Annotated in this window: 26 protein-coding genes and 5 tRNA genes; 14 read left to right on the top strand and 17 right to left on the bottom strand. The window is 66.5% G+C overall.

Features of this window, described 5'->3' with window-relative positions; translation table 11 throughout:
- Positions 1–5: 5 nt before the first annotated feature.
- The 4 genes from CETAM_RS01225 to CETAM_RS01210 all read right to left on the bottom strand — a co-directional run bounded on the left by CETAM_RS01225 (position 6) and on the right by CETAM_RS01210 (position 1,433).
- Positions 6–93, bottom strand: a tRNA-Ser gene (locus CETAM_RS01225).
- Between the two features lie 74 nt (positions 94–167).
- Positions 168–380: a CsbD family protein gene (locus tag CETAM_RS01220; RefSeq protein ID WP_156226706.1), complete on the bottom strand. Its 213-nt coding sequence runs from the start codon at positions 378–380 to the stop codon at positions 168–170.
- Between the two features lie 80 nt (positions 381–460).
- Positions 461–892 carry a nucleoside deaminase gene (locus CETAM_RS01215; RefSeq protein WP_156226705.1) on the bottom strand — a complete coding sequence of 144 codons (432 nt, stop codon included), beginning with the start codon at positions 890–892 and terminating at the stop codon, positions 461–463.
- Positions 893–935: 43 nt separating this feature from the next.
- Positions 936–1,433 (bottom strand): tRNA adenosine deaminase-associated protein, encoded by a 498-nt coding sequence (locus tag CETAM_RS01210; protein ID WP_156226704.1) that lies wholly within the window; start codon positions 1,431–1,433, stop codon positions 936–938.
- Positions 1,434–1,470: 37 nt separating this feature from the next.
- Between CETAM_RS01210 and CETAM_RS01205 the strand changes: the two genes are divergently transcribed.
- Positions 1,471–2,478, top strand: coding sequence for a prephenate dehydrogenase (locus CETAM_RS01205; RefSeq protein WP_156226703.1), 1,008 nt, complete (start codon positions 1,471–1,473; stop codon positions 2,476–2,478).
- Positions 2,479–2,690: 212 nt separating this feature from the next.
- Here CETAM_RS01205 and CETAM_RS01200 read toward each other — a convergent pair.
- The 6 genes from CETAM_RS01200 to CETAM_RS01175 all read right to left on the bottom strand — a co-directional run bounded on the left by CETAM_RS01200 (position 2,691) and on the right by CETAM_RS01175 (position 7,163).
- Positions 2,691–2,766: transfer RNA gene (locus CETAM_RS01200), tRNA-Arg, on the bottom strand.
- 89 nt (positions 2,767–2,855) lie between these two features.
- Positions 2,856–4,448, bottom strand: coding sequence for an SLC13 family permease (locus CETAM_RS01195; protein WP_156226702.1), 1,593 nt, complete (start codon positions 4,446–4,448; stop codon positions 2,856–2,858).
- A 211-nt stretch (positions 4,449–4,659) separates the two neighbouring features.
- On the bottom strand, positions 4,660–5,937 hold the full coding sequence (gene mgtE / locus CETAM_RS01190) for a magnesium transporter (RefSeq protein WP_407923977.1): 1,278 nt from the start codon (positions 5,935–5,937) through the stop codon (positions 4,660–4,662).
- A gap of 161 nt (positions 5,938–6,098) precedes the next feature.
- Positions 6,099–6,857 carry a VOC family protein gene (locus tag CETAM_RS01185; protein ID WP_197085773.1) on the bottom strand — a complete coding sequence of 253 codons (759 nt, stop codon included), beginning with the start codon at positions 6,855–6,857 and terminating at the stop codon, positions 6,099–6,101.
- Positions 6,858–7,000: 143 nt separating this feature from the next.
- A tRNA-Arg gene (locus CETAM_RS01180) sits at positions 7,001–7,073 on the bottom strand.
- A gap of 1 nt (position 7,074) precedes the next feature.
- Positions 7,075–7,163, bottom strand: a tRNA-Ser gene (locus CETAM_RS01175).
- An 85-nt stretch (positions 7,164–7,248) separates the two neighbouring features.
- Between CETAM_RS01175 and hisC the strand changes: the two genes are divergently transcribed.
- Both hisC and CETAM_RS01165 read left to right on the top strand, forming a co-directional pair.
- Positions 7,249–8,271: a histidinol-phosphate transaminase gene (gene hisC / locus CETAM_RS01170; protein WP_156226700.1), complete on the top strand. Its 1,023-nt coding sequence runs from the start codon at positions 7,249–7,251 to the stop codon at positions 8,269–8,271.
- 14 nt (positions 8,272–8,285) lie between these two features.
- Positions 8,286–8,672, top strand: coding sequence for a phage holin family protein (locus CETAM_RS01165; protein ID WP_156226699.1), 387 nt, complete (start codon positions 8,286–8,288; stop codon positions 8,670–8,672).
- Positions 8,673–8,679: 7 nt separating this feature from the next.
- On the opposite strand, the gene CETAM_RS01160 is transcribed toward CETAM_RS01165, so the two are convergent.
- On the bottom strand, positions 8,680–8,943 hold the full coding sequence (locus CETAM_RS01160; RefSeq protein ID WP_197085772.1) for a MoaD/ThiS family protein: 264 nt from the start codon (positions 8,941–8,943) through the stop codon (positions 8,680–8,682).
- A gap of 27 nt (positions 8,944–8,970) precedes the next feature.
- Between CETAM_RS01160 and CETAM_RS01155 the strand changes: the two genes are divergently transcribed.
- The 4 genes from CETAM_RS01155 to CETAM_RS01140 are packed head-to-tail and all read left to right on the top strand — an operon-like array spanning position 8,971 to position 12,124.
- A complete protein-coding gene (locus tag CETAM_RS01155) occupies positions 8,971–10,137 on the top strand; it encodes a molybdopterin molybdotransferase MoeA (protein WP_156226698.1) in 1,167 nt (388 codons plus the stop codon).
- A gap of 10 nt (positions 10,138–10,147) precedes the next feature.
- On the top strand, positions 10,148–10,621 hold the full coding sequence (locus tag CETAM_RS01150; RefSeq protein WP_156226697.1) for a MogA/MoaB family molybdenum cofactor biosynthesis protein: 474 nt from the start codon (positions 10,148–10,150) through the stop codon (positions 10,619–10,621).
- Positions 10,611–11,072, top strand: coding sequence for a molybdenum cofactor biosynthesis protein MoaE (locus tag CETAM_RS01145; RefSeq protein WP_156226696.1), 462 nt, complete (start codon positions 10,611–10,613; stop codon positions 11,070–11,072). The genes CETAM_RS01150 and CETAM_RS01145 overlap by 11 nt, the downstream gene beginning before the upstream one ends.
- Positions 11,069–12,124 (top strand): ThiF family adenylyltransferase, encoded by a 1,056-nt coding sequence (locus tag CETAM_RS01140; RefSeq protein ID WP_156226695.1) that lies wholly within the window; start codon positions 11,069–11,071, stop codon positions 12,122–12,124. Before CETAM_RS01145 ends, CETAM_RS01140 begins: the two co-directional genes overlap by 4 nt.
- A gap of 81 nt (positions 12,125–12,205) precedes the next feature.
- On the opposite strand, the gene CETAM_RS01135 is transcribed toward CETAM_RS01140, so the two are convergent.
- Positions 12,206–12,290, bottom strand: a tRNA-Ser gene (locus CETAM_RS01135).
- Positions 12,291–12,375: 85 nt separating this feature from the next.
- On the opposite strand from CETAM_RS01135, the gene CETAM_RS01130 reads away from it, so the two are divergent.
- Positions 12,376–13,332: an NAD(P)H-quinone oxidoreductase gene (locus CETAM_RS01130; RefSeq protein WP_156226694.1), complete on the top strand. Its 957-nt coding sequence runs from the start codon at positions 12,376–12,378 to the stop codon at positions 13,330–13,332.
- Here the strand turns inward: CETAM_RS01130 and CETAM_RS01125 are convergent.
- A complete protein-coding gene (locus CETAM_RS01125; RefSeq protein WP_156226693.1) occupies positions 13,329–14,531 on the bottom strand; it encodes an aminotransferase class V-fold PLP-dependent enzyme in 1,203 nt (400 codons plus the stop codon). The two genes, CETAM_RS01130 and CETAM_RS01125, sit on opposite strands and share 4 nt — an antisense overlap.
- Before the next feature lie 224 nt (positions 14,532–14,755).
- Here CETAM_RS01125 and wzm point away from each other — a divergent pair, with 224 nt between their 5' ends.
- From wzm to glfT1, 5 genes are all read left to right on the top strand, one after another.
- Complete coding sequence (gene wzm / locus CETAM_RS01120; RefSeq protein ID WP_407923941.1) at positions 14,756–15,670, top strand: galactan export ABC transporter permease subunit Wzm/RfbD; 915 nt, start codon at positions 14,756–14,758, stop codon at positions 15,668–15,670.
- Positions 15,671–15,679: 9 nt separating this feature from the next.
- A complete protein-coding gene (gene wzt / locus CETAM_RS01115) occupies positions 15,680–16,471 on the top strand; it encodes a galactan export ABC transporter ATP-binding subunit Wzt/RfbE (RefSeq protein ID WP_156226692.1) in 792 nt (263 codons plus the stop codon).
- Positions 16,472–16,768: 297 nt separating this feature from the next.
- Entirely contained in the window at positions 16,769–17,158 is a 390-nt protein-coding gene (locus CETAM_RS01110; protein ID WP_156226691.1) for a hypothetical protein, read from the top strand.
- Positions 17,159–17,204: 46 nt separating this feature from the next.
- Positions 17,205–17,549: a hypothetical protein gene (locus CETAM_RS01105; RefSeq protein ID WP_156226690.1), complete on the top strand. Its 345-nt coding sequence runs from the start codon at positions 17,205–17,207 to the stop codon at positions 17,547–17,549.
- Between the two features lie 100 nt (positions 17,550–17,649).
- The gene (gene glfT1, locus CETAM_RS01100; RefSeq protein WP_156226689.1) at positions 17,650–18,579 is read left to right on the top strand and encodes a galactofuranosyltransferase GlfT1; all 930 of its coding nucleotides are present in this window, start codon (positions 17,650–17,652) and stop codon (positions 18,577–18,579) included.
- Here glfT1 and CETAM_RS01095 read toward each other — a convergent pair.
- The 4 genes from CETAM_RS01095 to CETAM_RS01080 are packed head-to-tail and all read right to left on the bottom strand — an operon-like array spanning position 18,566 to position 20,940.
- Positions 18,566–18,985, bottom strand: a complete 420-nt coding sequence (locus CETAM_RS01095) for a GtrA family protein (protein ID WP_156226688.1) — start codon at positions 18,983–18,985, stop codon at positions 18,566–18,568. The genes glfT1 and CETAM_RS01095 overlap by 14 nt on opposite strands.
- 28 nt (positions 18,986–19,013) lie before the next feature.
- Complete coding sequence (locus CETAM_RS01090) at positions 19,014–19,916, bottom strand: hypothetical protein (RefSeq protein ID WP_197085771.1); 903 nt, start codon at positions 19,914–19,916, stop codon at positions 19,014–19,016.
- Between the two features lie 23 nt (positions 19,917–19,939).
- Positions 19,940–20,440, bottom strand: coding sequence for a hypothetical protein (locus tag CETAM_RS01085; protein WP_156226687.1), 501 nt, complete (start codon positions 20,438–20,440; stop codon positions 19,940–19,942).
- Entirely contained in the window at positions 20,437–20,940 is a 504-nt protein-coding gene (locus CETAM_RS01080) for a hypothetical protein (protein WP_156226686.1), read from the bottom strand. Before CETAM_RS01080 ends, CETAM_RS01085 begins: the two co-directional genes overlap by 4 nt.
- A gap of 54 nt (positions 20,941–20,994) precedes the next feature.
- Here CETAM_RS01080 and CETAM_RS01075 point away from each other — a divergent pair, with 54 nt between their 5' ends.
- A complete protein-coding gene (locus CETAM_RS01075) occupies positions 20,995–21,255 on the top strand; it encodes a hypothetical protein (protein WP_197085770.1) in 261 nt (86 codons plus the stop codon).
- Positions 21,256–22,091 lie beyond the last annotated feature (836 nt).

Genomic DNA, 22,091 nt, shown 5'->3' with positions numbered 1-22,091 from the left:
AGCTGCGGTGGCGGAGGGATTTGAACCCTCGGTTGGGGGTTACCCAACAATCGCTTTCGAGGCGATCACCTTCGGCCGCTCGGACACGCCACCTTACTCAGGCCGATAACCGACCTCGGTCAAGAGTAAACGAGTGGGTCCGGACGTGCCAAATCACCGGCGCCGGGTCAGTGGCGCTTGTCGTCGTCCTGGAAAGCGCCGAGGACCCGGTCGCCGGCCTCCTTGGCCTTGTCGCCGGCCCTCTCAGCGCCCTCCTTGATGTCGGCCTTGGTCTGGTCGGCCTTTCCCTCGGCCTCCAGTCGCTCATTGCCGGTCGCCTTGCCGAAGCCCTCCTTGGCCTTGCCGCCGAGGTCCTTTGCCTTGTTCTCGAATGTGCTCATGATGTTCACTCACTTTCGTGGATCAGATCGGTGTGCATGTTCCTCCCACGGTAACGACATATGACGAATCTCGCATAACATCAACGTAACGATCCGAAGAAATCCCCCAACAGCCCTGCGCACTCCCCCTCGAGCACGCCTGCGCGGACAGCGGGGCGATGGAGCTGACCGGGGGCACGGACGGCGTCGATGAGCGAGCCGCAGGCGCCGGTCTTGGATTCGAAAGCGCCGAAGATGAGCTCGCCCACGCGTGCGCCGAGGATGGCGCCGGCACACATGGTGCACGGTTCGAGCGTGACCACGAGGGTGCAGCCCGTCAGACGCCAGGAGTCGCCGTGCTTCTCGACGCCCCTGCGTATCGCCAGCATCTCCGCATGGGCGGTGGGATCGCGGTCAGCCTCGCGACGGTTCGTGCCCGTGGCCAGCTCCCGCCCGTCAGGGCCGAAGAGGACGGCGCCGACGGGGACGTCTCCCTCAGGTGTGGTGCGGGCGACCTCGATGGCGCGGCGCATGAGCCGCTCGGCACGGAGCAGATCTTCCTCACGGGGCAGGACGCTAATCGTCGATCCCCACGGCGGCGATGAACTCGTCGGCGAACCCCAGCTCCTCGGCGATCCGGATGAGCTGCTCCGTGGGCCACGTATCCGTGTCATCCACGATCACACCGAGCACCTCCTCGCTCAGGCCCAGGTCAGCGAGCAGGTCAAAATCGCCGTCCGCCCAGCCGTCGACCTCGTCGAGCTCGTCCGGGTCCAGGTCGGGGATCTCCGCGTCGAGCTCCTCGAGCACGGAGGCGGCGAAATCATCGTCCACCGCCATCGTCGCGTCCGACAGCAGCGCCTGCACACCGTTGGGGTTGGGGCGGACGATGACAAAGTAGTCGTCGTCGACGCAGAGCAGAGCAAATGCCGGGCCTTCGCTGCGCAGAGCCCGAACCGCCCGGACGGAGGCGTCCAGCGAGGAGAAGTCATCGTCAAAAGCACGCACCACCCACTCACCCTCCGTGCGGGTGACCGTGACGGCGAAACTCTGGCCGTACTCCTCGTGTTCCATACGGGTGAGATTAGTCTGCCTGTGCCACACTTGTCAGGTGACCTCGACGAACCTTTCCCGCTCCATCTGCATCCTCGGCCTCGGCCTCATCGGCGGATCCCTCATGCGCGACCTCGCCGCTCAGGGAGTCCACGTCTACGGCTACAACCGCTCCGCATCCGGTTCCCGTGCCGCCACCGACGACGGCTTCGACGCCTCCGACGATCTCACAGCCACGCTCCGGCGTGCTGAACAGGACAAGGCGATCATCGTCCTGGCGACGCCGATGCCCGCCATCCCGGGGCTCCTTGACGCCATCATCGAGTTCGCCCCCTCCTGCGGCATCACCGACGTCGTGTCCGTCAAAGCCGCGGTTTATGAGCTGATCAGGGAGCGCGGACTGGAGGACCGGTACGTCGGCAGCCACCCCATGGCCGGCACCGCGGAATCCGGCTGGAACGCCTCCCGTCAGGGCCTGTTCACCCGCGCAGCCTGGGTGATCACCTACGACCACGCCGCGGACGCCTCCGACGAGTGGATCGCGCTGTGGACCGACGTCGCCCACATGATCCTCGGGGTGGGCGCCGACGCCATCCCCGCCCGAATCGGGCGGCACGACGCCGCAGTCGCCAGAGTCTCCCACCTCGTGCACATCTTCGCCGAGGCCCTCGCCATCGTCGGCGACAACGGCGGCGCACTGGCCCAGTCACTGGCGGCCGGCAGCTTCCGCGACTCCACACGTGTCGCGGGAACCCAGCCTTCACTGGTGCGTGCCATGTGCGAAACCAACGCCGAGGCAGTCGTCCTCGCCCTCGACGAAGCGCTCGACCTGCTCCATGACGCCCGCGACTCCCTGGCCAAACCACTCCCCGACATCACCACGCTCGCCGAGACCGGTTACGCCGCCCGGGTGCGTTTCGAGGCCCGCCACGGTGCCCGCGGTGAGTCAGTGTCCCCCGTGAAGATCTCCTCCCGCCCGCTCCTGCGCCTCAACCCGGGTGCACCGGGCTGGGTCCGCCAGCTGGAGCAGGCCGAGACCCTGGGCGGACGGATCGACATCTTCTAGGGCCGCGCCCCAGCTCCGGGGCGCAAGGGCTTCGAGATGAGGATGGCGATGGCTTAACACCGACTTCTCGCCACCGGACACCACCGTGATGTCGGGGTGTCGAGCGACGAAGTCAGGGTGGCGAAGTCGGTGTGTTGCCACGACCACCAGAGCCCAAGGGCCTCCCCGCACAGCAGAAACCCCAGACAGGAAATCTGTCTGGGGTTTCTCTTTGGTGCGCCCGGAGGGATTCGAACCCCCAACCTTCTGATCCGTAGTCAGATGCTCTATCCGTTGAGCTACGGGCGCCCGGCGTTGTTCCCGGCTACTGCCTTGCAACGAGGACTAACACTACATGGCAGCCCGGAGAACAAACAAATCAGCTGGTCAGAAGGAGTTTAGATGACCAGGCCGAAAACCGGGATGGCGACGAAATAGGTCGCCAGGGTAATCAGAACGACCGCGATGAGGTTGAGCCAGACGCCGCCCTTGAGCATGTCGCCGATCTTGACGTAACCGGAACCGAAGGCGATGGCGTTCGGCGGGGTGGCCACAGGCAGCATGAACGCACAGGTGGCGGACAGTGCGACCGGGATGGTCAGCAGGAGGATGTTCATGTCGGTGGCACCCGTCAGGCCGATACCGACCGCAACACCACCCATGATGGGCAGGAAGGTGGCGGCGGTGGCGGTGTTGGAGGTGAACTCCGTGAGCACCAGAACAAGGGCGGCGACGGCGGCGATGAGCAGGAAGGTCGGCAGGACCTCCAGAGCCTTGGCCTTCTCACCGATCCACAGGGACAGGCCGGTGGCGGTGAACATGCCGGACAGGGAGAGGCCACCACCGAAGAGCAGGAGGACGTCCCAGGGAAGATCATTGGCGGTCTTCCAGTCGAGGATGCGCACGCCGGTCTTCGGGTCCGCGGGGATCGCGAACATCAGCAGGCCGGCGATGATGCCGACGAGCGCGTCGTTGTAGCCGACGTCCACACCGAGCCAGTCGATGACGAGCGGGATGAAGATCCAGGACAGGGCGGCGGCCACGAAGATGATCGTCACGATGATCTGCGGGCGGCTCCAGCGACCCATCTTCTCGATCTCGTGGCGGATGAGTTCACGGCCGCCCGGGATCTTGTCCATCTCCGGCTTGAACACGGTGATCAGCACCAGCCAGGCGAGGATGGTGAAGATCACGGCAACCGGGACGCCGACCATCATCCACTGGCCGAAGCCGATGGTGATGCCGTGCGCCTCCTCCATGTAACCGGCCAGCAGGGCGTTCGGCGGGGTACCGATGAGGGTGCCCAGCGAGCCGATAGAGGCCGCGTAGGCGATGGCCAGCATCAGGCCGGTGGCGAACTTCTTCTGGTGGTGCATGCCGCCCACCAGGCCGGCGGTCAGGTGCAGGACGGACATGCCGATGGGCAGCATGACCACGGCGGTGGCGGTGTTGGAGACCCACATCGACAGGAAGCCCGTGGCGATCATGAAGCCCAGGATGAGACGCTTGGGACTGGTGCCCACCGCCAGCACGACGGCGAGCGCCATGCGGCGGTGCACGTCCCAGCGCTGGAGGCCCAGTGCGAGCAGGAAGCCGCCGAGGAAGAGGAAGATCGTCGAGCTGGCGTAGGGCGAGCCCACGTCCGCGAAGGTGGCCACCTGAGAGAGCGGGAAGATGGCGATGGGCAGCAGTGCCGTAGCTGCCAGCGGGATGGCCTCCGTCATCCACCAGGCACCCATGAGCACAGTGGTGGCGGCGACGACGCGCATGGCCTGGTGGGAGTACTCGGACTCCGGGTCCGCACCGGCGGACTGGAGGACGGTCTCCGCGGCATCAGCCGGGAAGAACAGGTAGACGAGCCCGGCCAGAATCAGGCCGACGATGATGCCGAAGGCCTGGCGGTGCCATTCGCGGGGGTCGCGAGCCTCGTCGAGGTAATCAGGTGCCGGTTCGACCTGATCTCCCACCTCTGGGGCCTGAAGAGTGCTCATGATAATGCTCGATCCTTCTCTCGAAGTACGTGGACAGGAGCTGGAGTGCTCACACTTGCTGGGAGATACCTAAGTGGAGCGGAGCACTTTACGCCAATTGGGCGACTTGAGTCACCCGTACGCATACCGCACACTCACCTGGCGAAACAGCAGAAGAACTACACGAGCTCCCCCCTAGTTCGGGGGGAGAAGAAAGGGGTCGCGCGACAGTTTATAGGCCCATCACAGATTTTGCGATGAGGAAATACACAACAAGACCCGTGGCATCGCTGAGAGTGGAAATGAACGGGTTGGAGAACACCGCCGGATCAGCGCCGACCTTCTTCGCGATGATCGGCATGACCCCACCCACCGTCGCGGACATGGTGCACACCAGGAACAGCGTGGACCCGATGACGATGCCGATGTCCAGGCCGAACACCAATGACGCCAGGATGAAGCCGATGGCGCCGAGCAGCGCACCCAGGAGCATGCCGACTCGCAGCTCGCGCCATGCGACGGAGAGGACGTCGCGTGGACGGACGTCGCCGAGGGCGAGGGCACGGGTGACGGTGGTGGCGGCCTGGTTGCCGGTGTTGCCACCGGTGCCGGTGAGCAACGGGATGAAGAGGCTGAGCACAACGGCCGCCGCGAGGGTGTCCTCGAAGGCGCCCAGCACCTGGACCGTCAGAAGGGCGGAGACCGCCAGGACGAGCAGCCACACGATGCGTGACCGCACGACCCTGAACAGCGACGTCGAAAGGTACGGCTGCTGCAGCGGCTCATGGGCGCCGGAACGTGCGGCGTCCTCGGAATCGGCCTCCTCAACGATGTCGACGGCGTCATCGAAGGTGAGCATGCCCACGAGCCGACCGGATTCGTCGATGATGGGCATCGCCAGAATATCCAGCGGCAGGAACCAGCGGGCGGTCTCCTCCGCATCATCGTGTGCGCCGGCGAACACGGGCTCATCCATCAGCTCCGCGACCCCGGCCGAGCCTTCCGCGGTGAACAGTTTCCGCAGAGAGGTGACGCCGACCAGCAGTCGGTCGCGGGAGATGATCGGCAGGGTGTAGATCGTCTCCACATCATCGGCCACCAGACGCAGTTTCTCCAGCGTCTCGTCGACGCTCATGTCTTCGTAGATGTGCGGCACCTCCGGTGACATGCGACGACCGATGGAGCCCCTCGGGTAGCCGAGGACCACCCCGGTGATGTCACGTTCGGAGTCGTCGAGGGTGCGCATGAAGCGTTCGGCGATCTCCGCGGGCAGTTCGTCGAGAAGCGAGACCCGGTCATCCGGATCCAGTTCCGCGAAGAACTCATAGACGGCCCGGTCGCCCAGCGCATCGATGAGGTCGGCCTGGTGCGCGGCGTCGAGGGCGTCGAAAACCTGGATCGACCGACGACGTGAGAGAAGCCGCAGCACCACAGCCGCTCTCGTCGCCGTCGAGCGCTCGACGAGCCGCACCACGTCCCGGATCGGAGGTTGATCGAGCATCGCCGACAGTTCGGCCGCGCGTTCCGGCGGAACGTCCTCATCGGAACGGAGGATTCTTTCCAGCGCGTTGACATCGGTCACGATGGAACCTCCCTCAGGTCAGGGCCCACCGCTCAGCAGGCTTATCCGCTGGTCAACGGTAGTCCTTTTCCGGAGATGCGGCCATTTCCCTACCGCGAGATGAGCTGGAACGACGCCCCCTGAGGGTCGGCGACGGTGGCGATCCGACCGAAGGGCGAGTCGACGGGGCCGTCGAGAAGCTCCCCGCCGAGTTCACGGAGCTTCTCGACACCCGCGTCCACATCCGCCACCTCCACATACATCCGCCAGAAACTCGGGGTCCCGGCCGGCATGAGACTGTTGGCCTCACCGATTCCGGCGGCGTCGGTCGACGCGTACCGGACCCCCTCCCCCGACTCCCCCGTCTCCCAGCCCGCCACCTCCCGGTAGAACTCCACAGCGGCGTCGAAATCCATGGTCATGACCTCGAACCACGGCGGGGTGCCGGGCCCCGCGTCCCGCATCAAACCATGGAACTCATCCGCCTGCCACAGGCCCACCACCGCCCCTGCCGGATCCGCAATGACGGCCATCATCCCGAAGGAGCCGACCTTCATCGGCGCCAGCAGAACCGTGCCCCCGGCCGCGGCGGCCTTTTTCACGGTGGCGGCGATGTCGTCGGCCTTGAGGTACACCGTCCACGTGGTCGGCGACTGCGGCTCCCCGGTCGGACCTTCCGGGCCCATGAGTGAGCTCATCGCCCCGCCCACCTGCCTGCCCCCGCTGCTGATGATCAGGTAACCGCCGAAGTCTTCGCCGGCGCTGGCGAACTCCCAGCCGAGGAGCTCGCGGTAGAAGGTCTGGGCGGCGTCGATATCGTGCGTGGACAGGTCCATCCAGACAGGGTCGCCGTGCTTGATGTCGGACATGAGGGTTGCCTCTCGTGAGGAACGACGCGGCGGGAAGGTGACCGCCCCCACAATTCTATGGGCCAGAATGGGCGGCGGGCCACATCCTGGCCCGGACATGAAGAAACCCCGGGCAAACCGTAGTTTGCCCGGGGTTTCACTCGTGCGCCCGGAGGGATTCGAACCCCCAACCTTCTGATCCGTAGTCAGATGCTCTATCCGTTGAGCTACGGGCGCGCGGAGACGAGAGGATTCGAACCTCCGGCCCGCTGTTAGGCGGGCAACTCATTAGCAGTGAGTCCCATTCGGCCACTCTGGCACGTCTCCAGTTCCGCCACTTCTCAGTGGTGAGACTCCAGGTATCGTACCTGGCGACAGGCCCCCCGATCAAACCGCGATAGACTCCGGTGTCATGATCCGCCCTGACCTCTCCGCAATGCCCGCCTACGTCCCCGGTACCCGCCAGCCGGATGCGCTCAAGCTCTCCTCGAATGAGGTCACCACGACCCCGCTGCCGGCCGCCGTCCGGGCCATGGCCGAGGCCGCGGCGGGAGCCAACCGCTACCCGGACATGTTCGCCACCGACGTCAAGCAGGCCCTGGCGGAGAACCTGGGGCTGGAGGCCAACCAGATCGCCGTCGGCTGCGGCTCCTCTGCCCTGTGCCAGCAGCTGGTGCAGATCACCGCCACCCCGGGCGATGAGGTCATCTTCCCGTGGCGCAGCTTCGAGGCGTACCCGATCTTCGCCCGGGTCGTGGGCGCGACGCCGGTCGCGGTCCCGCTTCTCCACGACGGCCGCCACGACCTCGACGCCATGGCCGACGCGATCTCGGAGCGCACCCGGCTGATCTTCCTGTGCAGCCCGAACAACCCCTCCGGAACCGTGATCACGCAGGGTGAGTTCGACGAGTTCATGGCGAAGGTCCCGGCTGACGTTGTGGTGGGACTCGATGAGGCCTACTTCGAGTACAACCGCGCCGAGGACACCGTCGTGGCCACCGAGGCCATCAACCGGTACCCGAATGTCGTCGGCCTGCGCACGTTCTCCAAGGCCTACGGCCTGGCGGGGGTGCGCATCGGTTATGCGTTCGGCTCGCCGGAACTGATCAGTGCCCTGGACAAGATGGCCATCCCCTTCGGCGTGAGCTCCGTGGCCCAGGCCGGGGCGCTCGCCAGCCTCGACGCCGCCGACGAACTGCTGGAACGCACCGAGGAGACCGTCGTGCAGCGCGACCGCGTGGCTGACGCGCTCGGCGCACGCCGCAGCGAGGCCAACTTCATCTGGCTGCCGGGTGTGGATTCGACGGATGTCGCGGAGCGTCTCGCCGCGCAGGGCGTGCTGGTCAGGGCCTTCCCGGAGGGCGTACGCATCACGGTGACCACCAGGGCCGAGACCGATCAACTGCTTGAGGCGTGGCGTGCCGCCGGTCTGTGACCCATGATGGAGGCATGATCGGTATCCTGCGCTTCCTCCTGAACATCGTCATCACGGCCATTGCCCTCTATCTGGTCACGCAGTTCGTCCCGGGCGTGTATGTCACCCCGCCGGACGACCCCTGGGCATTCATCTGGGTGGCGCTGCTGTTCATCGTGGTCAACGCCGTGGTGGGCCCCGTCCTGCGACTGCTCGGAATGCCCTTCACCATCCTCACGCTGGGCCTGTTCGCGCTGGTCATCAACGCCGTTCTGTTCCTGCTCGCGGGCTGGCTCTCGGAAGCGCTCGGCCTGGGGCTGAGCGTGGACGGCTTCGTCCCCGCTCTGTTGGGCGCGATCGTCATGGGCATCGCGACGTGGGTGATGGGGCTCGTGCTGGGTACCGTCGGCCTCAAACGCTGAACCGGGCTCAGCCGCCGGCAAAGGGCGGTAACACGTCGACCCGCGTCACGCCCGTCAGGGGCGTGGCGCGGTCGCTGTTCCGGCCGTCGACGAGGAACGTACAACGCTCGAAGATCTCCCTGAGGGACATCCCGGAATCGGTGGTTCCCCGGTGGTGAGCCGCGCGGTCGTCGAGAAGCTCTCCGAGCGTGGCTGCGGTGACGCTCTCGCTCCCGACCCCTGCGGCGGCGCGGGCAGCGGCAAAGTAATGGATTTCCACGCTGTCCAGCATGCCATCACCGCGGATAGCATGGAGGGCATGCGTTCTCCCGAAGATCACCTGGTCGCAGTCCGCGAGGCCGTTCCGCCCCGCCGGGTGGTCGCGGTCCCGCTTGTAGACACCCCCGGACGCATCCTCGCCCGCGACATCATCGCCCAGCACCCCTCACCGCGCTTCGACAACTCCCAGATGGACGGCTTCGCCCTGTCCGCACAACAGGTGAGTCAGGCCCCCGCCGAATTCAGCGTGGGCGAGACCCTGGCGGCGGGAACCGACCCGGACGGACCGTACCCTTCCGGCATCGGTGACCGGATCGTGCCGATCATGACCGGCGCGAAGGTCCCCCGGGGCACTGCCGCGATCGTCCCCGTGGAGGCCTGCGATCCGCCCTCGTTCCCCGCGCCGGGCGCCATGATCCGGGTCACCACCGCCCCCGTCCCCGGTCAGTTCATCAGGGCAAAGGGTTCGGACATCGCAGCAGGTCAGCCCCTCCTGCGCGCCGGAACGGTGCTCGGCCCGGTGGCAGTCGGGGTGCTGGCCGGGCAGAACCTGGCGGACGTGGAGGTCCTGGAGCGGGCCCGGGTGATCATCTGTACCGGGGGCGCGGAGATCGGCGGAACGGGCACCGCCGGTATCCCCGACGCCAACGGACCGATGCTCGAGGCACTGTGTGAGCGCGCCGGCATCGAGGTCGTCGCCCGGCTGCACACCGACGATGACCCGGCGCGCCTGCGCGCGGATCTGGCAGCCGCCGTGGAGTCATGTTCGCCGACGGCCGTCATCACCTCGGGAGGCATCTCCGCGGGCAAGTTCGAGGTGGTCCGCCGCATGTTGGCGGGCTCCGGCTGGTTCGGGCACGTGGACCAGCAACCGGGCGGTCCGCAGGGGTTGGCCTCGTTTCAGGGCGTGCCCGTGATCTGCCTGCCCGGAAACCCGGTGTCCACGCTGGTCAGCTTCCGTCTGTTTGTCGCCCCCGTGCTGGGGACCGCTCCCGAGACACTCACCATGCCGCTGGCGGAGGACACCCCGGGCCTGCCAACCCGGGACCAGTTCCTCCGGGGGCGGCTGACCACCCGCGGCGCACAACCGGTCGGCGGAGCAGGCTCGCACCTGCTCGCCCAGGCGCTCGGGGCGGACTGCCTGATCCGCATCCCCGCCCCCGGCGGGCTGGTCGCAGGCGACCACGTTCAGGTCCACCGGCTCTAAGGTGGACCGCATGACCCGAACCGGCATCGTTCTCGTCGCCTCCACCCGGGCCGCCCGCGGGGACTACCCCGACCGCTCCGGCCCGATCCTCGTCGATTTTCTGCGCGCCCAGGGTGTGGACACCCCGGACGCCCGGGTGGTCGCGGACGTGGACATCGACGGGGCCGTCGACCGAGCCCTGGCGGAGAACCCCTCGGTGCTGCTGACCTCAGGTGGCACGGGGGTCACGCCGGACGACCGTACCGTCGACGTCGTCGCCCCGCTGCTCGACCGGGAACTGCCCGGCATCGTCCAGGCCTTCTACCACCGGGGGTCGGCGACTGTGCCCACGGCGGTGCTCTCCCGCGCGGTCGCCGGGGTGGCGGGGTCGACCTTCGTCATGACACTGCCCGGCTCCACCGGCGGCGCCCGGGACGGCTCGACCGTGCTGGAGCCGATCCTCACTCACCTTCTCGACCAGCTGGAGGGACACCATGAACACTGATCCCGCATACGTCGCCGAACAGACCGGCGTCGTCGTCTCCGCGACCATGACCGAGACCCCCCTCGAGTCCCTGCTCGCCGACGCCCGCGCTGTCACCACCACCGACGCCATGGGCGCCGTGATCACCTTCGAGGGGGTGGTCCGCGACCATGACGGCGGGCAGCGGGTGTCCGGCCTGCGCTACACCGCGCACCCCACGGCCCCCGAGGTCATCGCCGTCGTGGCCCGGGAGGTGAGCAACGAGCACCCCGCCGTGCGCCTGTGGACGGCCCACCGCACCGGCGACCTGGCCATCGGTGAGCTGGCCTTCGTGGTCATCGCCGCCGCCGCGCACCGCCGTGCCGCCTTCTCCGCGGCCGCCGAGCTGGCGGACCGGGTGAAGGCCGAGGTGCCCATCTGGAAGGAACAGGAGCTTCTCCACGGCGCCTCCCAGTGGGTGGGCCTGGAATGACCTCCCTCTCCCGCTACCGCCGGCAGATCTCACTGCCGGACTTCGGCGTCGTCGGACAGGAGGCACTCTCCCGCTCACACGTGGCCGTCATCGGCGCCGGCGGCCTCGGCTCCCCCGCCCTGCTCTACCTCGCGGGGGCAGGCGTCGGGCGCGTCACCGTCATTGACGACGACGCGGTCGACCTCTCCAACCTCCACCGCCAGGTCATCCACCTCGATGCCGGCGTAGGACAGCCCAAGGCCGGGTCCGCGGCCGCGGCGATGAACGCCCTCAACCCGGAGATCACCGTGACCGCGGTGACCGGGCGTCTGACCTCCTCCAACGCGCTGGAGCTCCTGGGCGATGCGGATGTCGTCCTGGACGGCGCCGACAACTTCGACACCCGCCACCTCGCTTCCTGGGCCTGCGCCCGGCTGGGCATCCCCCACGTCTGGGCCTCGATCCTCGGCCACGACGCCCAGCTCTCCGTCTTCCACGCCGGCCACGGACCCATCTACGAGGACATCTACCGTGAACCCCCCGCTCCGGGAGTGGTGCCCAACTGCGCACAGGCGGGTGTCCTCGGCCCGGTCGTCGGCGTCGTCGGCTCCGCCATGGCGTTGGAGGCCATCAAGCTGCTGACGGGACTGGGCAGGCCGCTGACCGGACGGCTCGGCGTCTTCTCCGGACTGGACGGCACGTGGGAGTACGTGCCGGTCGTGGGAACGCAGGCGACGCTTGAGCAGGTGCTCGCGGACGGCCCCGTCACCTCCCCGGCGCTTCCTCCGGTGCCCGAGATCACCGAGCTTCCCTACGCCCCCCTGCTCATCGACGTCCGCGAACCCCACGAGTTCGCCGGCACCCGCATCCCGGGCGCCCTCAACGTCCCCCTCGGCACCGTGCTCGAAGGCGACTGGGTTCCCCCGGCACCGGAGTCCGGCCGGGACGTGGTCATCTACTGCGCCGGCGGCATCCGTTCGGCCCGAGCGGTCCGGGCTCTCGCCGAACGCGGGGTGACCGGGCCAGTCAGCCTCGCCGGGGGCATCGACGCCTGGCTCGAACGGCAGGGCTGAGTGGCCCCACCTGCGGGTGGTTGTCCACTTCTCAAGCAGAGAAAGGGCCTCCCACCAACGTCGGCGGAAGGCCCTGTACTGCGGAGACGGGGGGATTTGAACCCCCGGAGGTTTGACCCTCGCTGGTTTTCAAGACCAGTGCATTCGGCCGCTCTGCCACATCTCCTCGACGCCGACGAAGACTCGCGGCGACAGGCCTCCACATTACCTGAGCCACCCCCCGGCCCCGAATTTCCCTACCCTGGGATGACATGAAGGCGATTCAGCTGAACAATCCGGAAGATCCGCGCTCGCTCGCGCTCGTGGAGACCGACACCCCGAAGCTCAGGGACGGTGAAGTACTGGTGAAGGTGCACGCCGCCGGTGTGAACCGGGGCGACCTGCTGCAGGCGCGCGGGCACTACCCCCCGCCGCCGGGGGCGTCGGACATCATCGGCCTGGAGTGCTCCGGCGTCATCGAGGACCCGGGCACGACCGGCCGCACCATCGGCGAGGAGGTCGCCTGCCTGTTGGCTGGTGGCGGATACGCCGAGTATGTGGCGGTTCCGGAAGGTCAGCTCATGCCGATTCCTGAGGGCTACTCCCTGACGGAGGCCGCCAGCGTGGTGGAGGCGGCCTGCACGGTGTGGTCCAACCTGGGGATGCTCGCCGGTGTGCAGGAAGGTCAGACGGTGCTCATCCACGGCGGCGCGGGCGGCATAGGTACGTTCGCGATCCAGCTGTGCAAGCAGTTGGGCGCCACCGTCGCCGTGACCGCAGGCTCCGCGGAGAAGCTGGAGACGTGCCGCGAGCTGGGCGCCGACATCCTCATCAATTACCGGGAGCAGGACTTCTCCGAGGAGCTCAAGGGACGGTGTGACGTCATCCTCGATATCATCGGCGCGAAGTACCTGCGCCAGAACCTCCGCTCGCTGGCCGCGGACGGCCAGCTCATCATCATCGGCCTGCAGGGCGGCGTGAAGACCGAGATCAACCTCGGTGCCCTGCTGCCGCGCCGCCTCTCCGTCCGTGGCACGACCCTGCGCGCCCGCTCCCTGGCGGGCAAGGCGGAGGTCGTCGCCTCCACCGTCGAACACGTGTGGCCGATGCTTTCCGACGCCCGCATCACCCACCACATCCACGCCACCCTCCCGCTGGCGGACGCCGCAAAGGCCCATGACCTGCTCGATTCCGGGGCGGTCACCGGCAAGATCGTGCTGGAGGTCTAGGCCAGGGAGGCGACGACCCGGGTGAGGTGCTCGAGGTCGTGGCGGGTGGTGTACGGGCTCAGCGAGATCGTGACGGCACCACCGACCTCATCCACGCCCATGTCGATGAACAGCTGAGCCGGGGGCAGGATGGTGGTGACCAGGCCGTTGTCCAGAAGCCGCTGGTGGACGGTCCGGGCGGGGACGCCCCTGACGGCGAAGGACAGCCGGGGGATCCGGTCGGAGCGTCCGCCGTCGCCGGCCTCGCCGGTCACGCCGAGGATGTGCACGGCCGGCAGGGCACCGAGGAACTGCTGCAGTTCCTCGGTCAGGGCCTGCAGGTACCCGGACATCTCCCCCATGGCACGCTGCAGCCGGGTGCGTCGGGTTCCGCCGGGGCCGGTCTGGTCGGCGATGACGTCCACCAGGGTGGGTACGCCGCCGGCGAGCGCGGGCGAGACGGGGATGTTCAGGACGGGATTGAGGCGTCGGAACATTGCGGTGTCCCGGAATACCAGGGCCGCAACCTGGGGGCCACCGAGGGCCCCGACGTCCAGTGCGACGATGTCGGCGTCCCACTCGCCCACGTCGAGGGGGCGGTAGGGGGCGTAGGAGGAGACGTCGACAAGCACCCAGGCCCGGGAGCGGGCGCGGGTGCGTTCGACGATCTCAGCCACGGGCGCGACGGTGCCCAGGTAGCGCTGGGCGGCGGAGAGCGCGACGAGTCGGGTGGAGCCGTCCACGAGTTCGGTGTACTGCGAGGCCGGCAGCGTGCCCGTGCCCAGGTCGGGCTGAGCCCGACGGATTCGCACGCCGGTCTCCTCGAAGGGGGAGACCAGGTCGGGATGGTCCAGGCCGGAGAGCACCGCCGAGGAGGTCGAACGGAGCAACGGACGCATGGCGCGGGCCAGCGAAATGTAGAGGGCGGGCAGGCTGGGCCCCAGAACGACGCGGTCCGGGGTGGCGCCACAGAGGTCGGCGACGGCGGTGCGGGCGGAGTCGAGAAGCAGGGCGCCCTCGAGGCGACCGGGCTCGTGCGCGCGGGAATGGGAACCGGAGGATGTCTCCGCTTCGGCGACGCTGCCGGCCAGGCGGAAGGACCGGGACACCGCCGCCGATACCCGCTCAGGGATCTGCGGGCACTGGTGCGCGTTGAGGTAGGTCCACCCGTCGCCGAGAGACACGTACTGCCCTCTCACCCGGGCGACGTCATAGGCCATTAACGACACTCCTTCCGACACGTGTGTCCAGTATGCCCCGTCCAGGGCCCAGATGCACCATCGCCCCCGAGGCGTGCAATTCGGCCGGAAAGTCCTGCTAGGGACCCATGTGACGTAGGTCAAATCTATCCCAATTCCCATGGAATTCACAGAGTGAGGGTTGCGACTGACCCGCCGTGCACCAGATGCCCCTCAACGGCGCCCGCGGGGTTAGGGTTGTCGGTGTGCAGGAACAATCCCCCTTCCGAAACCAGCAAGTCGAGCAGCAGTTGCGTGCCGACGTCGCCCGTATGACAGCGGGCGTCGACACCGATCCCCCCGTCTCCAGGTCCAAGACCTTCGGCGCGGCATGGAATGACCTGGTCCGCGGATTCCGCCAGCACGAACTGTGGCTGCAGCTCGGCTGGCAGGACATCAAGCAGCGCTACAGTCGCTCCACCCTGGGTCCGCTGTGGATCACCATCGCCACCGGTGTGATGGCCCTCGCCCTCGGCCTGCTGTACTCGATGCTCTTCCAGATTCCGCTGGCAGACTTCCTGCCGCACGTCACGGTGGGCCTGATCATGTGGGGCTTCATCTCCGGCTGCATCAAGGACGGGGCGGAGATCTTCATCGACAACGAGGGCCTGATCAAACAGCTGCCCTCGGCACTGAGCGTGCACGTCTACCGGCTGGTGTGGCGCCAGGCACTGTTCCTCGCCCACAACCTGGTCATCTGGTTGATCCTCATGCTCATGTTCCCCCGGGACCTCGGCTGGGAGGTCCTGCTGGCCATCCCCGCGATGGCGCTGCTGATCCTCAACGGGGTGTGGGTGGCCATGTTCTTCGGTATCGTCGCCACCCGCTACCGCGACATCGCCCCGCTGCTGGAGGCCATGGTGCAGCTGCTCTTCTACGTCACCCCCATCGTGTGGACCACCCAGACGCTCAAAGAACAGGGCGGCGACATCGCCCAGCGTGCCCTGCTCGCGGAGATCAACCCGCTGTACCACTACATGGAGATCATCCGCGCGCCCCTCATCGGCCAACCACTGGCCGCCTACCACTGGTGGATCGTCCTGGCCTGCACAGCCGTAGGCCTCATCCTGGCGCTGCTGGCCATGAAGCAGTGGCGGTTCCGCGTCAGTTACTGGGTCTAGGAGGATCCCTTGGTTTCCATCGACACCTACAACGCCTGCGTCGACTTCCCCATTTTCGACGCCAAATCGCGTTCCATGAAGAAGGCCCTCCTGTCCACCGCGGGCGGTGCCATCGGCCGCAACCAGGACAACACCGTGGTCGTTGAAGCGCTCAAGGACATCAACCTGCATCTGCGTGAGGGCGACCGCGTCGGACTGGTCGGCCACAACGGCGCGGGTAAGTCGACGCTGCTGCGCCTGCTGTCCGGCATCTACGAGCCCACCCGCGGGTCCGCCGACATCCGCGGCCGCGTGGCCCCCGTCTTCGACCTCGGCGTCGGGATGGACCCGGAGATCTCCGGTTACGAGAACATCATCATCCGCGGCCTCTTCCTCGGGCAGACGCGCAAGCAGATGAAGGCGAAGATCGACGAAATCGCCGACTTCTCCGAACTCGGTGAATACCTGAACATGCCGCTGCGCACGTACTCCACCGGCATGCGCGTGCGCCTGGCGCTCGGCGTGGTCACCTCCATCGAGCCCGAGATCCTGCTTCTCGACGAAGGCATCGGCGCCGTCGACGCCGCCTTCATGGCCAAGGCCCGCGTCCGCCTGCAGGAACTGGTGGAGCGCTCGGGCATTCTGGTCTTCGCCTCCCACTCCAATGACTTCCTCGCCCAGCTGTGCAACTCCGCGCTGTGGATCGACCACGGCCATGTGCGCAAGGCCGGTCTTGTGGACGAGGTCGTGGAGGCCTACGAGGGCAAGGGCGCCGGCGACTACGTCCGCTCGCTGCTCCAGCGTTTCGACGAAGAGCAGTAACCGGAGCGCTGGCGGGGGCGACAAGATAATACCTCGGAAACCCTGCATTGCCCCTCTTCAGAGGGGCATTTTCCGTTTCCCGCGCTCCCCCCGCCCCACCGCAACGATGAATCAAAATTTGCGCATGCAGAGCATGAACTTATGTCTTCCGTTATGGTCATTCGGGATATTGCTGCCGACCAGAAACACAGGAAATGGCAGCATTCAACCCACGTAACGCGCTTCGCGCACAGAACACCGGGCAGCCGATCAGTCCAGGGGTGAGCCCGGTTTCAACTTCAAGCTAAGGATTCTCGAATGCGCTCTCTCCGCGTTGCAGCTGTGGCCGGCCTGTCCGCCCTTGCCATGACCCTCGGAACCACCACCATCGCCTCCGCCCATAACCACGAGACTGTCACTCAGGGCGAACACAAGATTCCCGTCGAGGACCACACCCCGGCCCATAAGAAGGAGACCACCGGCCTCGGCTCGGCCGGCGCTTCCTCCCACCTCGGCACGATTGATGAACTCGAGGCTGACCAGCCGGCCAACGGTGTCGCCATCTTCGGTTCCTCCAAGGACTTCGACGACGTCCCGAACTGGGCCAAGCTGCTCTACGGCACCACCGTCCTCGGTGCCATCGCCACCGCCCTCGGGATCATCGTGGGCCCGATCCACAACTTCATCGTCCATGGCCCGCAGGCCTGAGTCGAGGCCCCTTCCCATCTCCATTTTCCCGAAAGGTTTTAAATCCATGCATAAGTTCCGTAGGGCCGCCATTGCCGCCGCCACCGTGGTCAGCGTGAGCCTCGCCGGCACCGGCGTCGCCGTTGCCGACGACAGCAGCCTCAGCTTCCCCACCTCCTCCGAGCTCGGCTACGAGAGGGACGCCTACAGCATCGAAGACGGCAAGGCTGTCATCGCCGATGAGAACCAGATCACCGGTCAGGATGGTTTCGGCGAGGTCCAGGCCAAAGACCAGCCCGCGTGGTTCACCGACTGGAAGGATGCCGTCGCCACTCTCGGCCTGACCACTCTGCTCGGCGCCGTGATCGGCCTCGTCAACTGGCTGAAGTTTCAGGGCATCCTCCCCTACTGAGCAACGCTGAAGAGATATCCGTCCTGAAACAGGCACTCCCCCGCCGGGTGGGTGCCTGTTGCCCGCGCAGCTCAGAGCCCAACCCGGAAACCGTGGCACAATGATCCCCATGTCAACAGCCCCCCTGTCACGTTCCGGCACCACTGCTGCGGTGATCGTCACCCACAAGAGAGTCGAGCTGCTGCGCGCCTCCCTGGAGAAGGTGGTCAACCAGACACACGCGGTGGACTGGGTGATTGTGGTGGACAACGGCTGCGAGAACGAGGTCAAGACCCTCGTCGCGGAGCTGGCCGGTGAACGCGCCGTCTACCTGCCCAGCCGGACGAACCTGGGCGGCGCGGGCGGTTTCGCCTACGGTTTCCTCACGGCACTCGCGCTGGGAGCCGACGCCATCTGGTGCGCCGACGACGACGGCCGTCCCGCCGACGAGCTCGTCCTGGCCGCACTTTTCGACGTCGCCGAGACTCACCGTCTCCACGAGGTCTCGCCGGTCGTGTGCAACATCGACGACCCCGACAAGCTCGCGTTCCCGCTGCGGCAGGGCCTGGTGTGGCGCCGCAACCGCGCGGACCTGGAGGGGGATTTCCTCCCCGGCATTGCGAGCCTGTTCAACGGTGCACTGATCAGCGCACGGGCGATGGAGATCATCGGCGTCCCCGACTACCGCTTGTTCATCCGCGGCGACGAAGTCGAGTACCATCGCCGCTTGGTCCGTTCGGGGCTCTCCTTCGGTACGGCGCTGACCACGGCGTACCTGCACCCCGACGGCTCGGACGAGTTCAAGCCGATCCTGGGCGGAAAGATGCACACCCAGTACCCGGACAATGAGTCCAAGCGCTACTTCACCTACCGCAACCGCGGCTACATCATGAGCCAGCCCGGCATGCGCAGACTGCTGCCGCAGGAGTACGCCCGCTTCGGCTGGTTCTTCCTGGTGCAGCGTCGGGACCCGAAGGGGTTCTTCGAGTGGCTGCGCCTGCACAGTCAGGGCCGCAGGGAACGATTCACTCGCCCGACTACCGGAAGATGAACACCCGCTGGACGATGAAGTTGATCACCGTAGCGGTGCCCTGGGCGATGAGGAAGGCCACCACCACGGCCACGGAGTTGTTCCAGTCCCAGTCGCTGAACAACCGGTAGAACACGGTGTGCAGGCCGACGTTGACGAAGTAGGTGACCGTATAGAGCCCGGCCACCTGCAGAAATCGGCTCAGTGACGGTTCCGCCTGGAACGTCCAGCGCCGGTTGATCAGATACGCGGTGATGGTGCCGAAGATGAAGCCGACGGAACGCGCCAGAACCGGACCGGCGCCCAGGAGCACCTGGAGGATGAACGTCAGCCCGAGGTCGACGATCGCCGAGACACCGCCGGAGATGATGAATCGGATGGCCTGGATCCGCAGGCCCTTTTCCTTGGGTTGTACCTCTGTTACCACGAGGCATTACCCTACCCCGGAACGCTGTCTATTCCCGCAGAAGTTCGCGGTAGATGTCGAGCCGCTCGACGGGGGAGAGCGCATCAGGGCCGTAGCCCCCGACTTCGGCGAGCCTGGTCAGGGACCGGACGCACAGTTCACGGATGCGTGCACCCGTGAGCGGGGTGCCGTCGCCATCCTCCCAGCCGAGGGCCGCCATGGTGGTTTCCAGGACGTGGTTGCCCAGGAGTTCATCGCCCATGCAGGCCAGCCCCAGGACCACCGACCAGAAGGCGTCACGGGCCGGCGGGTCCGTCTCCACGGGTAGGCCCCCGAGGACGTTCGCCACGTCCTCCGGCAACCCGACTTCGCGCGTGAGGTCGAGCGCCTGGAGCAGGGGGACGAAGTCGAAGATGCCGGAGCGGTCGATGATGCCGCGCACGGCCGGTGTGGTGACCATGAGCACTTCGCGGATGGTGGTGGTACCCGTCAGCTCCGCATTGATGGCCGCAAGATCGAATTCCGTGCCGCCGAATGCGCCTGAACCTCCCACACACAGTGCCCGCGGGGTTCCGGTGTCGCGCGGATAGGACTCCACTGCGGTGACGATGATGTCCCACAGGCCGAAATGATAGGCAATGGAGTCCCCTTCGTCGCTGAGGTGGAGGTGGAGTTCGTCGGCGGCGTCGAGTCGTTTGTCGCGGTCCTCGAGGGAGGAGAAGTGCCAGGGGGTGGCGCCGCGTTCCTCCTGAAAGCCGAAGGAGGCGACCAGGACATCATGGAGATCGGCGAGGTGGAGGGCGTCATTGACCCCGATGTGGCGGTGGACCTCCGCGTCCGCCCGCACGTTTGCCGCCCGGAGGATCACGGTGCGCCGGAGCCTCTGTCTACGGGCACGCGCGGCCGTCAGGTCGACGACCTGGCCGACTCTGCGCGCTCCGTTGGATGACATGCCACCCAGGGTAGCGATTTTCCTCAGCCCAGCGGCAGCGGCAGCGCCTCTGCACCGAACTGCTCCTGGAGGTATTTCCGCGACCGGCGCTGGCTCTCGATGATGTGCCACGCCTCCACGAGCTCCGCCACCGCCGTCGCATAAGCCCAGGCGCGCTGACCTGCCGGTTCACCGTGGTAGGCCGTGGCGAGCACGTCGAGGTCGACGGTTTCGGGGGCGTCGAAACGCGGGAGCGTGAGCTGCGGATTAGCCTCCTTGGCGGCCTTTGCCGCGGCCTTAAACTCAGCGAGCTGCTTCTCGATGCCCTCCCGGATCACCCTCAAACCGTCCCCGTCCGTGTCCAGGACGTGCGCGTCCGCGGTGAGGTCGGCGAGCCGGTACCGGTCGATCTCCCCCGGCCCGAGCAGCCACGCACCCGAAAGCAGGCCGGAAGCAGCAGGCGCGTCCGGCGAGGTCTGCACGTGCCATACGGCGGTCATCTCCCCCTGCTTATCGACGACCGCAATCACCCGGGGCCCACTCATGCCTGCCGGACCCGGCGTTGATGGGCGATCTCGGAGACGGCGAAGACGAGGACCGTCGCCACGCCCCCCATCCAGGTGTTGGGGCGGGAGACACCGCGGTGCCGCAGCCAGGCGACGATGCGGCGCTGAAGCGCGGCATCGAGACGCACGAGCGCGACGATGACCAGCAACGCCACGACGATGACGGTCCACGTCTTCAGCGGTGACGCCGTGGAGAAGTCACCGGGCGGAGTGTCCGACTCCGGACCGGGTACCGATCCGATGTCGCCGATGGATCGGCGCAGCTGGTCGACCATCAGCGCAGGATCATTGTCCGGATCCTCATCGAAGGAGTTGAGCACAGCCACCAGCGCCGCACCCCCGACGCCGATACCCGCCGTAACCAGGGCCCGCAGCGGCCGGGAAGAAAGATAGTCGGGCAGCGCCACGGCGGTTCCCACCATGCCGGCCTGCGCGATCCGGCCCGCCAGCGTGTCATCGAGACTGTAGTAGTCGGTCATGCCACCAGCCTATCCCGTCGTCTGCACATGATCAGGGCTGTCTACGCTGGAGGCATGTTCGGAAAAAAGAAGACCCAGGACAAATACGACGAGGACAAAGACCTGCGCGAAGGCCGCTTCGTTGCCGCCGAGCAGACGAACCTCCCGCTCAACGACTTCATGACCCGTCTCATCTCCCAGGAGCTGCCCCTCCTCGACAGCCACGAACGCACCGACATCTACCGCCTGCTACGCGAATACGCCGAATCCGGCGGGGCCGTGATCACCTCCCAGGAGGAACTGCCTACCCGGATCCGCGAGATCCTGGACCTCTGACCCCCCGCGGGACCCCGCAGCAGTGGAGGGTCGCACCCGGAAAAAGAGAACGTCCCGCCTTCTCAAGAAGGCGGGACGTAGGTTGGGGTGCTGACTGGGAAGCTCTGTTCCTTATTAGCGGAGGAACCAGAAAAGTCCGCGGAAGAGGTACCAGAAGGCACCGTAAAGAAGTGTTGACATGACAGTGGATCTCCTTTCGGTTGTCACCGGGCGGACAAAGTATCGGGGCCATTGCCCGGACACTACCCGGCGATCTGCATTCATTATCACCCCTGCATCCCCGGCAAGGCAAGGGTCTGTCAGCGTCGAATTGGCGGGAATAAGACCTATGGAACCGAATACTATGCATAGAAGGCATTTGCGCAGTCAGGGCTCTATTTCCCCGGCAAAAGTAGGCCCCCATCGGCAGCCACAGCCCGTCCCGGGCACCCCCTTATAGGGGCATCGCACGCTGACGGTTGACATAGGTGCAGGTAGAAGCCCTGCCCATGCCCGGGATGCTGATCGGAATGCATAAACGTCCGGCAATGATTTAGCCCATTCAGGAGCTTGGGCCGACAATCCCTTTCGCAGTCTTTGCAGGCGGTGGGAGCATATACATTTAGTTGATGAATGTCCGCCCATTCAGGACAATAAGCTACATTTCCCTCTTGTCCGGATATCAACTCCCAGCATGCCGGAGTGGAATTGCAGCCTTTTAACATGCTTCATTGCGTCATTAATGGACGGCAGCGAAATTTCCATTTCGACACCCCCGCACCAAGCCCTTCCGGAGCGCCTGTGGGTCAGCCTTCTGCACACTTCTCAGAATTCACACCTCGCCCGTCCGCGGATGC

Origin of the sequence: Corynebacterium comes, assembly GCF_009734405.1 — a bacterium.
In the GTDB taxonomy this organism is placed as follows: Bacteria; Actinomycetota; Actinomycetes; order Mycobacteriales; family Mycobacteriaceae; genus Corynebacterium; species Corynebacterium comes.
The sequence above is the reverse complement of the archived record's forward strand: the minus strand, read 5'-3'. Positions and strand labels throughout refer to the sequence as shown.

What these genes read in the sequence shown, in the direction of transcription:
- CETAM_RS01220 (WP_156226706.1), bottom strand. Translation starts at nt 380, where the DNA reads ATGAGCACATTCGAGAACAAGGCAAAGGACCTCGGCGGCAAGGCCAAG.
- CETAM_RS01215 (WP_156226705.1), bottom strand. Translation starts at nt 892, where the DNA reads ATGCGCCGCGCCATCGAGGTCGCCCGCACCACACCTGAGGGAGACGTC.
- CETAM_RS01210 (WP_156226704.1), bottom strand. Translation starts at nt 1,433, where the DNA reads ATGGAACACGAGGAGTACGGCCAGAGTTTCGCCGTCACGGTCACCCGC.
- CETAM_RS01195 (WP_156226702.1), bottom strand. Translation starts at nt 4,448, where the DNA reads ATGAGCACTCTTCAGGCCCCAGAGGTGGGAGATCAGGTCGAACCGGCA.
- CETAM_RS01185 (WP_197085773.1), bottom strand. Translation starts at nt 6,857, where the DNA reads ATGTCCGACATCAAGCACGGCGACCCTGTCTGGATGGACCTGTCCACG.
- hisC (WP_156226700.1), top strand. Translation starts at nt 7,249, where the DNA reads ATGATCCGCCCTGACCTCTCCGCAATGCCCGCCTACGTCCCCGGTACC.
- CETAM_RS01165 (WP_156226699.1), top strand. Translation starts at nt 8,286, where the DNA reads ATGATCGGTATCCTGCGCTTCCTCCTGAACATCGTCATCACGGCCATT.
- CETAM_RS01160 (WP_197085772.1), bottom strand. Translation starts at nt 8,943, where the DNA reads ATGCTGGACAGCGTGGAAATCCATTACTTTGCCGCTGCCCGCGCCGCC.
- CETAM_RS01155 (WP_156226698.1), top strand. Translation starts at nt 8,971, where the DNA reads ATGCGTTCTCCCGAAGATCACCTGGTCGCAGTCCGCGAGGCCGTTCCG.
- CETAM_RS01150 (WP_156226697.1), top strand. Translation starts at nt 10,148, where the DNA reads ATGACCCGAACCGGCATCGTTCTCGTCGCCTCCACCCGGGCCGCCCGC.
- CETAM_RS01145 (WP_156226696.1), top strand. Translation starts at nt 10,611, where the DNA reads ATGAACACTGATCCCGCATACGTCGCCGAACAGACCGGCGTCGTCGTC.
- CETAM_RS01140 (WP_156226695.1), top strand. Translation starts at nt 11,069, where the DNA reads ATGACCTCCCTCTCCCGCTACCGCCGGCAGATCTCACTGCCGGACTTC.
- CETAM_RS01130 (WP_156226694.1), top strand. Translation starts at nt 12,376, where the DNA reads ATGAAGGCGATTCAGCTGAACAATCCGGAAGATCCGCGCTCGCTCGCG.
- CETAM_RS01125 (WP_156226693.1), bottom strand. Translation starts at nt 14,531, where the DNA reads ATGGCCTATGACGTCGCCCGGGTGAGAGGGCAGTACGTGTCTCTCGGC.
- CETAM_RS01110 (WP_156226691.1), top strand. Translation starts at nt 16,769, where the DNA reads ATGCGCTCTCTCCGCGTTGCAGCTGTGGCCGGCCTGTCCGCCCTTGCC.
- CETAM_RS01105 (WP_156226690.1), top strand. Translation starts at nt 17,205, where the DNA reads ATGCATAAGTTCCGTAGGGCCGCCATTGCCGCCGCCACCGTGGTCAGC.
- glfT1 (WP_156226689.1), top strand. Translation starts at nt 17,650, where the DNA reads ATGATCCCCATGTCAACAGCCCCCCTGTCACGTTCCGGCACCACTGCT.
- CETAM_RS01090 (WP_197085771.1), bottom strand. Translation starts at nt 19,916, where the DNA reads ATGTCATCCAACGGAGCGCGCAGAGTCGGCCAGGTCGTCGACCTGACG.
- CETAM_RS01085 (WP_156226687.1), bottom strand. Translation starts at nt 20,440, where the DNA reads ATGAGTGGGCCCCGGGTGATTGCGGTCGTCGATAAGCAGGGGGAGATG.
- CETAM_RS01080 (WP_156226686.1), bottom strand. Translation starts at nt 20,940, where the DNA reads ATGACCGACTACTACAGTCTCGATGACACGCTGGCGGGCCGGATCGCG.
- CETAM_RS01075 (WP_197085770.1), top strand. Translation starts at nt 20,995, where the DNA reads ATGTTCGGAAAAAAGAAGACCCAGGACAAATACGACGAGGACAAAGAC.